Origin of the sequence: Acetivibrio cellulolyticus CD2, from assembly GCF_000179595.2 — a bacterium.
In the GTDB taxonomy this organism is placed as follows: Bacteria; Bacillota; Clostridia; order Acetivibrionales; family Acetivibrionaceae; genus Acetivibrio; species Acetivibrio cellulolyticus.
In genome coordinates, this window is the sequence record NZ_JH556657.1 from 916,841 (window position 1) to 931,016 (window position 14,176).

Genomic DNA, 14,176 nt, shown 5'->3' on the forward strand with positions numbered 1-14,176 from the left:
CATTAAAGCAAATTACAAAATTAAAAAGGCTCCTACATTTTTTGTAAGAGCCTGACATTATATATTATATGAATTAATCTATTTCATATATACCTTTTGAAAATGTATTGTTACCAAAAGTAGCGTTTTTAAAATAAAGGTCATCCTTATAAATTTGCATATAGTCTACTTCATTATCCTGTATAACAGTATCTTTAACAATGAGTTTCGGTTCAACCTCATTTAGGTTGAACAGGTGATATCCAAAACCTTCTATACCAGATAACGCCTCATTATTGCTTATCTCACACAATGAAAATAAGATATTCCTGCTACTCGAAATATTTATAAGATCAAAAATTCCGGTATATCTGAATTTCGAGTTTTGAAACAATATATTGCAAGAAGATGCTATAGTCATTATATCGCTGGAACAATCCTCAATTACTGAATTATTGAAAACAAAACTATCAACATTAGAAAGTTCAATGCCTTCAGTTCCACATCCAAATAAAACTGAATTATTTATATATATATTTTTGCACCCTGCAAAGGAAAATACACCACCTGTGCAATAACCTTTTTCTGGTCCGTGTCCGGCGTTGATCCCATCAATTATTATATTGTTTGAATCTTCAAAATTTAATACATCCACATAACTCGGACTAACCAATATATTTGCCAATTCACTTGATTCTGATCTTATTATAAGATTCTCAACATCACTTATAACTAACTCAGGCCCATCATACCCCTCAACAAGGCATGCTTTTTCACTTCCTGCACCTTCATTTAAAGCATCTGTTATATTATATACTGCTTCAGTATCTAATATTATTTCACGATTTGAATCGATTGCATTAATAAAATCCACTGCATTATCTACATTAACTACCTCCATATTATCTCGTTGGATAAATTTTTGATATTGATTGCTTCCATATTTGGATAATATATCATTTGCCACGCTATCAAGTTGTTTTTCTGTTTCGGCATCAAACTTATATACAAACTCACTCTCTGTATCAATACCTTCAGATAATAGTAACGGATCTCTATTAAATAATGTGGCGGAAGGCTTTCTTCTTGAAATAGCAGTACCATCTCCGATCTGGCCGCATCCATTGTCACCAAACGCCCATAACGTACCATCATCTTTAAGAGCCAGTAAATGTCCACTTCCGGACGCTATTTCTCTGACTCCGCTTAATTCATCAACCTTATAAGGAACTAGTGGGTTTGATATTGTTGAGTCATATCCCAGGTCTCCCCATACGAATACACTTCCATCATCTTTTAAAGCAGCCGAGTGGCCTCCTTGAGCTGAAATTGCAACAACCCCACGGAGTTCTTCAACCTTCACAGGTAAAGTTAAATCCGTGCCACCCTTCACCTGTCCACTATAAACCGGAGTCCCCTCGATATCTCCCCAGGTCCATAAAGTCCCGTCACTTTTCAATACGAGTACATGATTTTGACCTGCTGAAATATCAATAATATTACTAATCCCACCTACTTTTTGAGGCAGTTCTCTATCATATCCCCAAGTCCATACGAAACCATCCTTATCAAGTGCAACAGAAAAACTGTGACCAACTGCAATGTCCCCTATCTTAGGCAATGTGTCAAGCATAACAGGCTCAAGCTTTGTCTCTTTTGTTTTATCCCCTAACTGTCCAAATGAATTGTTACCCCAAGCCCATACAGTACCATCGCTCTTTAATGCCAAACAATGCCCGCCATACGACGCTGCAATCCTCTTAATTTCCTTCAAGCCTTTTACCTGAACTGGGGTCTCACTATTTTCTTCTGTCCCATCTCCCAGTCTCCCGTTTTGGTTTTCACCCCATGACCAAACTGTTCCATCAGCCTTAAGTGCTAGTGTATACCCACCCCCAGCTGATACATCAATAACCCTCTCCAGTCCATTAACTCTCTCAGGAGTAAGGATGTTTCCACTCAAGCTTTCCCCCCATACCCAGACAGTTCCATCTTTCTTTATTGCCGCAGTATGGGAATAACCACCGGAAATATGTGTAGTTGCCTTATCACTTCCATATAAATATATTAAGTCATCAACTAAACTCTTATCTGCTGTTTTGTCAAAAACGTTATCCTTTTCACTAATAATGATAAGATTTCTATCATAGAATATGTTCTTCGCCAAAACATCTTCTACCAGCCTTCTAAGCGGCAGATAAGTTCTTCCTTCTATAATTTCGGCAGGCACATCAAGTTCTGTCTTTTTATTATTTAACAACATATCCTTCTTTCCTGGTTGCAGCATTGCAGTATTTTCACCTAAAGTGATTTTAACAGTTGATGTAGCAGCATCCCAGTCAACATCAGCATCTAAGCTTTCCGAAATAAACCTTACCGGAACCAATGTTCTGCCGTTTTTAACAATCGGAACTACTTTCCCGTTATCCGAATCTATTTTTGTTTTAATTGTATTAACATATGAATCCGAACTTCCTATGTACAGTATTACAGCTTTACTTACTTTCGATTGCTCTACCTCGGTAATTGCACTTACACTTGACGGAATTGCAAATAAATTGATAATTGCCGAAAGTACTATTACCCCCGAAAACCATTTTAATTTTACCAACTTTAGCTACCTCCTATTTAATAAAATTTTCTCTTTTGTTTTACATTATACTATTTTAACTTAGCAACTTATATTGTTCAATCACCTTTTTCTTATGTAAAAACGCATTTGTAGGGCACTTATGTATACATCTCTGGCATGAAATACATTTGTCCTTAAAGGAAATATTATTTTTATCAATGCTTATATTATTCACAGGACAATTTCTTTGGCATAACCCACATCTGGTACATTTATCAGCATCAACAGTAAGGCTATTTTTTGCCCATTTTCTTGACCACATTGTAAACATTTTGAAAACTGGTTTTGCCCACCATATTCTTCCCTTTGCCGTGTTAGATATTTTTTCATCTTTTAAAAATTTATCAACAATAGTACCAGCTTTGTCTTTTGATTTTTTCAAAAGCTCTCTGATTTCTTGTTCTGAGGACTTTTTAAACATTACTGTATAATAGTTGTTTGGCATAAAAAAGCAATCTTCAACAATCACTTCAAAACCCTTTTTCTTTAGATCGTTAGCAAAAACTGTCGGACCACAGGCAGATTGGCTCCCTTGCGTAGAATACACGATACACTTTCTACCCGAACCTTTTGTTATATTTTTCTTTACCCATTCAGTATAAAAGACCGGGAACAATTCGGCATGAATAGGTGATCCAAAAACATAAAAATCATATTTATCTTGAAAATCGGTTTTTTTAGAAACTTCATAAATATCGCACTGTATGCCCCTATGCATGAACTCATCCTTTATGGCATCAGCAACATATCCAGTATTTCCTGTAGCTGAAAAGTAAACTATACATCCATTCATATTAAATGCCTCCTATAAAGTATTTATCAACATTATTCGCTAATACTACATTTTATTATTCTTCAACTATTGCAACAGCCCTTATACATCCAGCTCTTGCATCCTTTATTTTAACCGAAAAACAGCATAATTGCTTGTCCATTTATAAATATCACATTACTGATATTTGGATTAAAATCTATAAAACCCCTAATGTATATTTGCACCAAACGGAATAAGCCCTAGCTTAGCAAGCTTAAAATGCTGAAGTCCAAACGGTATTCCTATAATTGTTACACAAAAAATCAAACCTGAAACAAAATGTGCTATGGCAAACTCCCATCCGAAAAAAATGAGCCAGATGATATTAAAAAGCAACCCGCCAACTCCAAAATTACCAACTTCAACTTCTTTTCCGAAAGGCCATAATACAAATAGCGAAATTTTCATACACTGAACACCGAATGGTATACCCACAATTGTTATACATAGAATCAGACCTGCCAATAACCACCCTATAGCCGCAACAATACCTCCAAATAACAGCCAAATAATGTTACCTAAAAACCTCATAGTATTATCCCCCTTCAAATCATAAAAGACTTCCCTGTCTTTCAAAATCTTCTAATTTATCTTTTTCTAATCAATAAAACCCCAATAAAATTTTATCCTTAATAAATAAACCTGTCAATTAAATCCACATTATAAAAACTTCTCATTGGCACTTTACAATTCGATTTTTAGTATCATTTGGGGATGCCTCGCTTTTGAGACATCCCCTCCTGTTAATTACCTTATGTGTGTAAAACTTATTTTCCTGGACTCTTCAAAAGCTATAATCTTTCCCTCGTAAAGGTATGGTCGTATCAGCCGTTTTGTCTCTTCAAAATGTTCATTAAACTGTTTTTTGAAGTCATCACAAAACGCATAATAAAGTTCAACATTTTCACCTTTAAGCGCCTGTGTGGTTATATACGAAACTAATGCATGCTCAAATGAGTGGAATGAATTCTTCCATGAGTGTATTTTTGGCAATTCCAAAGCCGGTTTGTTGTCTTTCGCACGCACCATGTGCCAAATTTCACCGTTTATATTATCTACCATATAATTAAACCAGTAATCGTATGTCTTTACGAGATATCTTGCATAGGCCGGTTCTATCAGACTGATAGTAGCTGTTGTTTGGTCAAGTTCTGCAAGTCCCCACCATTCCTTATCAGGATCAAATATACCATTTTCATCAAATCCTCTGCCCCAAGATCCGGTTTCTTCAATATAAGCCGTATTTACTATTTTTATAGCTTTCTCTTTTGCAAAGTTTATAAGTGATATATCGTTTGTCATCTTTCCAATTTGGTAGATAAGCCACATTGTTTTTACAGAATGTCCAAAATCCATATGTGGAGTTCCTACTCTTTTAATCTGCGGATTTGTTATTGCTCCCCAGTACATGCCATATTCTGTACTGTAAAACTGTTCAATGATTATTTTTGCCACATGAACCAGATCATTTTTCCACTTTGTTTGGTGTGGTTCAGGAAGCGAGGGAGTCAACAAAATCATGTATGCGTAAATCTGGTCGAGCTGTGCAACCAGCTCAATACGATCAGGATCATCCCCATCCGGTGATTTTTCAAGCACCCATTTAAATACATCCATGCCTTTGTCTAGATATGTTTTGAAAATGTAGTTCTTTATTGCAAGAATATCGTCTAAAACTTCTTTGTCTCTTGTAAGGTAATAATAGAAACCCATTCCGCATAATGCGTATGCCATGTCCTGACTTCTAATCTGTCTTGGTTCCGGTTCCCATCTATTATTTGATTTTGAGTAATATGAATGCACGCCTATTAGTTTATTCCCCTCTCTATCTAGGCCTCCATCAAAAAATGCTTCTCTTAAAAAATCTACCCCTGCCTTTGCGTATTCAAGGTATTTTTCATCTCCCAAAACATGGTATGCTACACCATATGCATAGGTTTGACGGCCATGAACCCTGATATAATTTCTATCCAGGTTTATTATCTCCTTTCCGGCACCAGATGCTAAGGCGGCACTTATTTCGGGTGGAAGCTTGTTTTCATCTATCAATGACCCGTCATTTGCCCTATATGTCGGGAAATTACCAATTGGATCTCCAAACGCTTCAGGCATTAACCAGTACGGAAGAAGCTGGTATTCAATGTGGTTTTTCCACCGTACACCGTCTGGGAGATTTGAAATAATTTGACTAATATCATACGTTTCAGTGCTTTTCATATTCCTTCCACCTTTCGATTAACAAATTTTTTTTAAGCAGTGTTTTTCATTTCATTTTACATATAAACTCTGTAAATGTGCTTTTAAATTATATATGATGCTTCCTATAGGTTTATTACAACCTTCCTAACTGAAAAAATAAAAGCTCCGTAGCATTTTAGCCCCATCGCCTTCACCTCTTTCATTCCAAGAAACAAAATAAACCCCTCAACTAAATTAGTTAAGAGGCTTGAATTCAAATCAAGTAATATTTGAACTACCTTATGATATTTATGAATGCTGAAAATATAACTTCTGCTATTCCTTAAAATCGGCTTTACCGCTTCAAGATTATGCTTACATCAATGCTCCAACCCTTATTCAAACTGATCCAAGTCTCCTGTAGATGACTCGTTTAGTATGAACTCTAATGGTTTTTCATTAGCAAAACAGTAATCTATACTTAGTTCAAACTCTATACTTCCCCCATTAGCAGGTATTGTTGAATTGTCTGATTCGTTTGTTACTGATACCTTATTACCATCTTGTCTATAAAACCCATGTCTTAATCCATGTATTTTCTGAGGGCCTGTAAACATCCAATCAAGATTCCATCCATCTATAGGCTCTGAAGTGTTGTTAGTTATAGTCACATTAATTTTTGCACCTGTTCCCCAATCATTTCTAACTTCATAATGTACATCGTAATCATTTTCCCCAGAGTCATCATGTAAAGTTCTTCTATGGCAGTGAGAATGCTCAGTTATTTCAGGTACAATTCCAACTACAGAAACTTTATCATTCAAGGTATATGAATTTGTACCTGTATTTGAAAAATCATTACTCATATCTAATTGGGACCAGTCAGAATTGTGATATCCCCAAGTATATCCACACGTATCTGGAAGTATCTCTCCCGGTTTTAAGTGCACCCCTTTAAATTCCATTCTTATCGCATATTCTCCACCGCCACTACTCACAAGGCTGATCAACGGTTTTGGCTCTGGAATATAATACTTTTCCAGTTCAGGAATTTTACCATCCTCTGCATTTATAAAATAGTATAGAGTAAAGTCATTGAGTGTAACTGTTCCAGTGTTTTTCATGTAGATTCTGGTTATTGCCATATTATCATCTAAATAACCCTCATCCCACGTATACACTTCAAGATTAACCCTAGGAGAAGGTTCTGCAAATAAAACAGTGTTCATGCTAAATAAATTTGTAACAAGTAGAATTGTAGCGAATAGAAGTTTTAATGTACTTAATTTGTTCATAAAGTCCCCTCCATTTTTTATTTTTTAATTTCAACTGCTTTGTTTCATATTTCCATGAAAATAAACTTTTGGTAAGTGCACATTGTTATGGTACTAAAAATCCATTAAATTGCATATAGTAATTCTGCCAATTTTGTTTTAATATGTATATGTAAATTTTGGTACTTTGTAATAGCTTCCCTTTGTATAAATTGTAAATTTTTATCAGAAACAAAAAGATCTGTTCCCACACTCTGAACAGATCTTTTCATTTTATCGCTTATCAACCAATACACTTCAAAACTATTCACCTATTATCTTTACAAGTACTCGCTTTTGACGCTTACCATCATATTCCCCATAGAATATCTGTTCCCAGGTTCCAAAGTCCAATTTCCCATCTGTAATAGCAGCTACAACCTCACGTCCCATAATCTGACGTTTCAAATGAGCATCAGCGTTGTCTTCATATCCATTGTGTTTGTATTGACTATAAGGCTTTTCGGGCGCCAAATTTTCCAGCCATTTTTCGAAATCCTGATGCAGCCCGGATTCGTCATCATTTACAAATACACTTGCTGTAATATTCATAGCATTAACTAATACCAATACCTCTTTTATACCACTTTCATCAATACAAGTTTGAACTTGAGATGTAATATTTACATACGCCCTTCTTGCAGGCAAGTTAAAATTCAGTTCTTTACGGTATGATTTCATCTCTAGTTACCTCCGGTTCTAATATATTTTACTTTGATAGATCATACAAAAACTGCTTTACTCTTTTCCAGCATTCTTCACTATAAAGGATGGTATTATGAGTTTCACGCTTAACAGTATATAAGTGAGGAACCCCTTTTTGAACTTTACATTTTTATGGCAACGAAGCAACCATACCAAGCAAATATTTTCTCAAAACTGCGAAGTCTAAGGAGTTTACCTTTCCATCAACATTTACATCAGCTGCAGATAAATTTATTTTCGCATGTGCAATTCCCAACAATTCGCATCTTAGCAAAGCAAAGTCAATAGAGTTTATTTTTCCATCTTCGTTTAAATCACCGTAAGTAATACCCAAATTAGTTGGCGTAGGTGTAGGTGTAACTGAGGGAGTCGGAGTTATTGTACCACTTAAAGGTTCTTCCCCCCAAAGAAGTACACCATTATCATATACAGGTATGTATGGAGTCAGCCCTTTAAAGGATAGGGCATCATAATCCGGCGGACCACTTAAGGTTTGGTAAGACCAGTCATTTTTGCTTGAACCAATATTGCTATCCTTATACTTAATTGATACAGTTGCATCTTTTTCGCACATTTCCCATTCAGCAGGCATTATCTGTGTTCCCGAGAAATCAACAGTAAAATAATATATGTTGTCCTTGTACTGTTTCAAACCAATAAGTTTTGCTCCCTGGCTTTCTTCAAGTGTTATTTGTACATCATCCAAACCTTTTCCTGCCTCAAACAATTCTGAAAGGTCCATGTAGTAACGAACGGATAGTTTATCTTTCATCGTTGGCGGCCATGATGAACGATTATTGAGCTGAAACATTAATCTCAAGTTTCCATAGCCTTCATAAATTATCCATCCACGACAGAAGTATTCAGTTATATTATCTTGTGGATCTCTAAAATCCTCAGGTTGAGGCCAATTTTCAAGTGGGTCGCCACCATACATGTCGTACATTTTGGCTAGAGAACCTACAAAACCGGCATTGTAGTCGGTAGCTACTTCATTTAAAGTATAATCTTTAATATCATCTTTCCAACTGTCATCAGAAGAAGGCCCTCCAACTAACGCACCATAAAGGATGTGACGATGAAAGGTTGGCGAGGTAAGCTGACTTGTCCAGGAACCATGGGCCGTCCTGTGATGAGGATGTACAGGTGCATTTTCACCAAATCCAACCTCATAGCTTCCACCCCTTGGATTATCTCCTAGCGCATAGTTTATTTGTCTTTCAGCAAAAGCACGATATGCAGCTTTTTTAGAAGGCGTTCCAACAGTTTCGTCATCGGACCAAACAAAAGCTAAAAAAGCAGCTGTAGATGCATAACGTAAAGAACCCCATGGCGAAAGCCAAGCTAAACCTCCTGGAGTATATGTAATACCACCACTTGGCTGCCAAAAGTCCAAATTCTTTTCAACCATAGCTTCATATGCATCATCGTGAGTAAGTTGAGCGATCTTAATTCCCGCCCCATAGCTAACGTCATCCCAACAATGTGTATGCCCCCCTCCTAATTTGGTTGCAGGAAGAATCTCCTTTGCTTTGTCCAGGTATGAGGAATCTCCGGTTTTTATGTATAGCCAGGTAGCTCCCCAAGCAAGATCATCTATATAGCCACCTGATGGATATAAAACATTAAGAGGATTTTTACCTCTATATTTATCACCAAACGCAAAAATTTCCTCGGCATGTTTTAAACAAGTTGCGGCATATTCAGGATCAGTTTCTTCAAATATAAGTGATGCAATAGCTAAACAAGCAGCAGTTTGCCCTGCTACATCAGATCCAGGTGTTGATGAATCAAGCACAAAGGATTTCCTGTCAGTCATATAATCAAGCATCTCATGAGCAACCCAAACCGAATGGTCAGAATCGTTATAACCACACATATAATATAACACATCAGGACTTGGATGCGCTTTAATGAAAAAGTCTGTAGCCCATTTGATTTCATCCAGAATATCATCTAATTGACCTGACTTTTTAAATGCATCGCGATATTCATATACAGCCCAACCTAATTGACCTGCTGCATAAGACATTGGATGAGTGAATTTGATTCCGTCCCCTGCATCCGCCCAGCCTCCAGTTAGATCAAGTCCAACATCCTTACCATCATTCATAGCTGCATCGCTTCGATAAGGTAAAATATAATCGTCAGGTAGGTCGCCAAGACGATTTGCTTTGTAGAAAAGAATTGCTTTTTGCATAGCTTCACCGTAATTATAATATGCCTCTCCTGCCCGTGGTAAATCAGCGGCTTGCGTCTTTTGCCCGGAGACAAATAAAGATGACATTAAAGAAGCCACAAGCATTACTGTAATTGCCCTTGAAAACTTTTTGAGTGCCACTTTTCCTCTTATTTTCTTCATATATACTCTCCCCTTAAATTTTTTATATATAAAATTATTTATATCTAACCTTTGTGATATTAGAAAAACAAAAAGTAACAGCCTTCGTTTAAATTATATAATGCCCCCCCTAAATCTGTACAGACAATAAAAAGAAATATATAAGATATCTAAAAATGTAATGATGATCGGCATATTAGAGTATCCAAAAGCATTAATTGGATTTTTAGCAAAATCCTTATAAAACTTGATATCATAATTTTAAAAGATAATCCGATATTAAATATAACAGCCATTTTTAGTTTGGTTATAAATACCAATTTAGACAAAGATGCTATTTAAATTGATAACTACAGTTTTACAAAAATCTTCATTCTTTTGCCGCTACATTATTTAAATAATATATTTATAGGAGATAATTATTATGAGAGAATTTAGAGACAACCTTTATACAAAAGCCGGGCTCGAAAACCTTGCAGAAAATTTGGTACTTCAAGAGCTATATGATTTTTCTAAAAAAATTGAGCAAACACAAAATTCTGAATTTTGTGTTTGTAGTATTTGTCTGGCTGACGTAGCTGCTATTGTTCTTAACGATCTAAAACCATACTATTGTTCAAACTTTATAGACAAAGATAAAAATTCCGATTATTTCTCAAAGTACAAATCAGAAGTTCAACAAAAAATACTCAAAGCCTTTGAAATGGTTAAAAAGAATCCTCACCATGAAAAATAGTTTGAAATTGACAATAAGTAAACCATCTTGAGTTTTACGTGCTTAAAAAAGTTATTGCTCCATAGATAGCAAAAGCTTTGTTTTTCAGCTTGTTGCTATCTATGGAGCATATCATTTTAATCAACTATCCTTTTTATGTGCCAAGCTTGTATTTATTTACCAACTTATGTTTCCAAAGCATACATTCCAACGGATTTTTACTCATTATATTATCGGTCAAAAGCAAAGCTATTGCCCTGCATCCTCCCCCACAATACTTAAAATCATCGCAAGCTGCACAATCCTGATTTCTACTTTTAATTTCATACCTCTTTATGTCTATAATGCTGTGCAACGAGGATCTTTCCCAAGCTTCTGAGAGACTATCATGGGTCAGATTAGGCATTCCGCTTACAATTTTAGTATCTGTATAGCATGGGCATGGAAGCAATACTCCATCAGGAAGTAAAAATAAAATCTCTCTACAAACATCACACGCATAACTATCTTCAGCTAACTCTAGTGCCTTGCCATCAGATGATTCAAGATTACTATCATAATTGAAAAAATAACTGAGGCTAAAAGAAAAAGGCTTCCCATCATTTTTCCATATCTCATGTATTTCATTCATATTTTTTTCAACTTCATCCGGCGACAATTCTGTACTTTGCTTTTTCCAATCTCCAATTTTATCCGGGGAAGCTACCTTCCATTTTCTAATATTCATTGTTTTTAAATATTTGTAGGTTTCCTTTAAGCTGGATATGTTAAGTTTATCTATGCAAGTTGATATTTCTACCGGAAATCCTGCGTCAACTACTCTTTTAATTGCTTCAATTGTGAGAGACTCGACACCATTTATTCCCCTCATTAAATCGTGAGCGCCTATTCCATCAAAGCTTATTTGTATAGTCGGCTTTGTTCCTAAAATGCTTTCAAGCTTTTTTAGAATTTCATCATTAACCAGTATACCATTAGTACATATTTGAGGAACTCTTATCCCCGATTGGGTTAACTTATCAATTATATCGAATATATCCTTCCTTAAAAAAGGCTCTCCTCCTGTGAGAGAAACTTCGAGAACATTAGCTTTTTCTATTTGCTTAATAATATCTACTACTTGATCAAATGGCAGTTCACCAAATTTGTTTGAAGGTGATTCCATATAGCAATGTCGGCATTTTAAATTACACCTGCCGGTAACAGCCCAATGAATTTTTTTAAGTATCTTATTTTCCGCCCTTTTATATTGTTGAGCAGAAGATAATCTATCATTATATGTACACTTAATAACAATACCCTTATCTATGAATTTTTCCAACCTTTTGATATGAAACGGTAGAAACGCTGCTGAATTAAAATTAGTAAGACCATCACACGAGAGAAGCACATATGTATCAATATCATCAGGTAAAAGGAAGTCGCCATTCTTTGTATTAAACAGTCCAAGCTTTATATCTTTCCAACCGCGTAAGACCCAATCATTGGTTATTTTAGCATATATCTTATCCATAAATGCATCATTTCCTTTCTCTTTATCAAATGTGCTAAAATGAGGTTAACCTGCATTTTATGTTTCTAGACTGAATATATCCTTAAAATATTAGCTGCCGCCATTAACTTATATATAATGGCGGCATTTCTGATAACAGAACTAAACTACATTACCCCTGCACACTGAATTATACATGATGTTTTAATTTCTAACTTCACAGCATCACACTCTCCATCACCAACTGTAATACTAATATTTTTTGCCTCAAACAGGTCATCCTCGCATAAATCGAACCCGTGCTGCAAAGCAAGATTTATAATTGCTTCTACATCGTCTGTTCCAGAAATTTTTTCAAGTTCACATTTAAGATCATCATCAGACTGAGCTTTCCTGTAAAAATCCAACACATTTTCAACCATAAGATATTCCTCCCCATAATTATTTGTATTACAATTATATGTTGGGTAATATTAATTGAATACAAATGTAGCAAAATTATAGCTGAAGTTATTTCTTCATCCTGCCTAAGTACATTAGGCAGGATGCTTGATAAAACATTTAAACTCTGTCAAAATAATAATATGCTACTGCATTTATTTTCGCTTTTAACCACTACATTTGTTATATAATATTTGTAGCACATATCAAATTTTGTAGGGGTAAAGTAAGTTGCACATGAAAATTAATATTTGAAAACATAATATTCGGAGGTGTAAAATGAGTTTTGGCGGATTTACAAGCGAAGCACTGAAATTCCTTTTAGAAAATAGATTTAATAATAGTAAGGATTGGTATGATAGCCATAAAGACATATATAAGCAATATGTATATAACCCATTTGTTGGGCTTATAACAGAACTTGCGCCTACAATGACAGAAATAGACAGCCAGCTTTTGACCATTCCTTCAAAACTAATTTCCAGAGTACGAAGAGATACCCGTTTTACAAAGGACAAGTCACTGTATAGGGATAATGCCTGGCTTGTATTCCTGCGTGATAAATCTCAAATGTCTTCAGCCCCATGCTTTTGGTTTGAAATAGGCCAAAGCGGTTCAAGCTACGGTTTAGGATATTATGGCGCAGAAGCATCTTCAATGGCCAATATGCGTGAAATGATTCTCAATAGTCATCCCAAATTTATAAGTGCCTTGAAATGCTATGAATCCCAGAATACATTTGTTATCGGCGGCGAAATGTATAAGAGAAGCAAATTTCCAGACCAACCGGAGAACCTTAAAACCTGGCTGGATAGAAAAAATATTTACTTTGAATGCGTACAAAATGATTTTAGTCTTGCATTCTCGAAGGAATTGCCTGATATTTTGAAAAATGGATTCACAAGGCTAAAACCTATTTATGAATTTCTGTGTGCGGTTGAGTTATACAACAAATAAATACAACATCACAACACATTCCCCATACATGGGGCAATAGAACAGAAAACGGCTATAAGCGTGTAGATATTTACAACTATAGCCGTTCAATTTACCTACCATTAAGAACTATGACAAATATCAACTTTCGTAATTTAATACCATTCTCCGTCGCTACCATTACAAACCTTTATCTTACCGTTCATATTTACTGTTGAACCGGGGGAATATTCTTTACTCTCATACATACAATTTTTCCTGATAGGACCTTGAGTAGTTCCATCACTGACCATAGCCTGGGTATACATGCGGCATAAGTAAGGACACTGGTAATAGGCATAGGGACATATACTACACATGTAAATCACTTCCTTAAATTGTTTATATCATATATTATGTTAATATCAATAAATAAGTTCCAGGTTTTTCGATTCTAAGAAATTTTAGCTTAAGAGAAAAGATGCTGCACACCCGCGTTTTTCAAAATATAACGCCCAAAGGGTTTATTTTTGCTTTATGCTATATATAAGTGTATAATAGTTTGTTTAGTTAGGGTTACGAACCAACTAGTGGCTATTGCATAATCAGAATGAGTAGTCACTTCTTATTATAAATTTCATATTATGTATT

At 35.3% G+C, this 14,176-nt stretch carries 12 protein-coding genes; 2 read left to right on the plus strand and 10 right to left on the minus strand.

Features of this window, described 5'->3' with window-relative positions:
• Nucleotides 1-73: 73 nt before the first annotated feature.
• From ACECE_RS0215705 to ACECE_RS0215745, 7 genes are all read right to left on the minus strand, one after another.
• Entirely contained in the window at nt 74-2,590 is a 2,517-nt protein-coding gene (locus tag ACECE_RS0215705; RefSeq protein ID WP_010248958.1) for a stalk domain-containing protein, read from the minus strand.
• Nucleotides 2,591-2,645: 55 nt separating this feature from the next.
• Nucleotides 2,646-3,404: an EFR1 family ferrodoxin gene (locus ACECE_RS0215710; protein WP_010248959.1), complete on the minus strand. Its 759-nt coding sequence runs from the start codon at nt 3,402-3,404 to the stop codon at nt 2,646-2,648.
• 189 nt (nt 3,405-3,593) lie between these two features.
• On the minus strand, nt 3,594-3,956 hold the full coding sequence (locus tag ACECE_RS0215720; RefSeq protein WP_010248961.1) for a YccF domain-containing protein: 363 nt from the start codon (nt 3,954-3,956) through the stop codon (nt 3,594-3,596).
• A 216-nt stretch (nt 3,957-4,172) separates the two neighbouring features.
• Nucleotides 4,173-5,642 carry an AGE family epimerase/isomerase gene (locus ACECE_RS0215725; protein WP_010248963.1) on the minus strand — a complete coding sequence of 490 codons (1,470 nt, stop codon included), beginning with the start codon at nt 5,640-5,642 and terminating at the stop codon, nt 4,173-4,175.
• A 356-nt stretch (nt 5,643-5,998) separates the two neighbouring features.
• Nucleotides 5,999-6,898 (minus strand): cellulose binding domain-containing protein, encoded by a 900-nt coding sequence (locus ACECE_RS0215730; RefSeq protein WP_010248964.1) that lies wholly within the window; start codon nt 6,896-6,898, stop codon nt 5,999-6,001.
• 282 nt (nt 6,899-7,180) lie between these two features.
• Nucleotides 7,181-7,597 (minus strand): secondary thiamine-phosphate synthase enzyme YjbQ, encoded by a 417-nt coding sequence (locus ACECE_RS0215740; RefSeq protein ID WP_010248965.1) that lies wholly within the window; start codon nt 7,595-7,597, stop codon nt 7,181-7,183.
• A gap of 154 nt (nt 7,598-7,751) precedes the next feature.
• On the minus strand, nt 7,752-9,983 hold the full coding sequence (locus ACECE_RS0215745; protein ID WP_010248966.1) for a glycoside hydrolase family 9 protein: 2,232 nt from the start codon (nt 9,981-9,983) through the stop codon (nt 7,752-7,754).
• A 403-nt stretch (nt 9,984-10,386) separates the two neighbouring features.
• On the opposite strand from ACECE_RS0215745, the gene ACECE_RS0215750 reads away from it, so the two are divergent.
• Complete coding sequence (locus ACECE_RS0215750) at nt 10,387-10,698, plus strand: late competence development ComFB family protein (protein WP_010248968.1); 312 nt, start codon at nt 10,387-10,389, stop codon at nt 10,696-10,698.
• A gap of 133 nt (nt 10,699-10,831) precedes the next feature.
• Here ACECE_RS0215750 and ACECE_RS0215755 read toward each other — a convergent pair whose 3' ends face one another.
• Both ACECE_RS0215755 and ACECE_RS0215760 read right to left on the minus strand, forming a co-directional pair.
• Entirely contained in the window at nt 10,832-12,190 is a 1,359-nt protein-coding gene (locus ACECE_RS0215755; protein ID WP_010248969.1) for a radical SAM/SPASM domain-containing protein, read from the minus strand.
• 146 nt (nt 12,191-12,336) lie between these two features.
• Nucleotides 12,337-12,591 carry a Nif11-like leader peptide family natural product precursor gene (locus ACECE_RS0215760; protein WP_010248970.1) on the minus strand — a complete coding sequence of 85 codons (255 nt, stop codon included), beginning with the start codon at nt 12,589-12,591 and terminating at the stop codon, nt 12,337-12,339.
• A 298-nt stretch (nt 12,592-12,889) separates the two neighbouring features.
• On the opposite strand from ACECE_RS0215760, the gene ACECE_RS0215765 reads away from it, so the two are divergent.
• Nucleotides 12,890-13,567, plus strand: a complete 678-nt coding sequence (locus ACECE_RS0215765) for a DUF2461 domain-containing protein (protein WP_010248971.1) — start codon at nt 12,890-12,892, stop codon at nt 13,565-13,567.
• A 134-nt stretch (nt 13,568-13,701) separates the two neighbouring features.
• Here the strand turns inward: ACECE_RS0215765 and ACECE_RS0215770 are convergent, their stop codons facing one another.
• Complete coding sequence (locus tag ACECE_RS0215770) at nt 13,702-13,905, minus strand: DUF1496 domain-containing protein (RefSeq protein ID WP_010248972.1); 204 nt, start codon at nt 13,903-13,905, stop codon at nt 13,702-13,704.
• Between the last annotated feature and the right edge of the window lie 271 nt (nt 13,906-14,176).

Excerpts from the sequence above, each read along its gene's own strand:
- ACECE_RS0215710 (WP_010248959.1), bottom strand. The coding sequence starts at position 3,404 with ATGAATGGATGTATAGTTTACTTTTCAGCTACAGGAAATACTGGATAT.
- ACECE_RS0215770 (WP_010248972.1), bottom strand. The coding sequence starts at position 13,905 with ATGTGTAGTATATGTCCCTATGCCTATTACCAGTGTCCTTACTTATGC.
- ACECE_RS0215755 (WP_010248969.1), bottom strand. The coding sequence starts at position 12,190 with ATGGATAAGATATATGCTAAAATAACCAATGATTGGGTCTTACGCGGT.
- ACECE_RS0215730 (WP_010248964.1), bottom strand. The coding sequence starts at position 6,898 with ATGAACAAATTAAGTACATTAAAACTTCTATTCGCTACAATTCTACTT.
- ACECE_RS0215720 (WP_010248961.1), bottom strand. The coding sequence starts at position 3,956 with ATGAGGTTTTTAGGTAACATTATTTGGCTGTTATTTGGAGGTATTGTT.
- ACECE_RS0215745 (WP_010248966.1), bottom strand. The coding sequence starts at position 9,983 with ATGAAGAAAATAAGAGGAAAAGTGGCACTCAAAAAGTTTTCAAGGGCA.
- ACECE_RS0215765 (WP_010248971.1), top strand. The coding sequence starts at position 12,890 with ATGAGTTTTGGCGGATTTACAAGCGAAGCACTGAAATTCCTTTTAGAA.
- ACECE_RS0215725 (WP_010248963.1), bottom strand. The coding sequence starts at position 5,642 with ATGAAAAGCACTGAAACGTATGATATTAGTCAAATTATTTCAAATCTC.
- ACECE_RS0215750 (WP_010248968.1), top strand. The coding sequence starts at position 10,387 with ATGAGAGAATTTAGAGACAACCTTTATACAAAAGCCGGGCTCGAAAAC.
- ACECE_RS0215760 (WP_010248970.1), bottom strand. The coding sequence starts at position 12,591 with ATGGTTGAAAATGTGTTGGATTTTTACAGGAAAGCTCAGTCTGATGAT.
- ACECE_RS0215740 (WP_010248965.1), bottom strand. The coding sequence starts at position 7,597 with ATGAAATCATACCGTAAAGAACTGAATTTTAACTTGCCTGCAAGAAGG.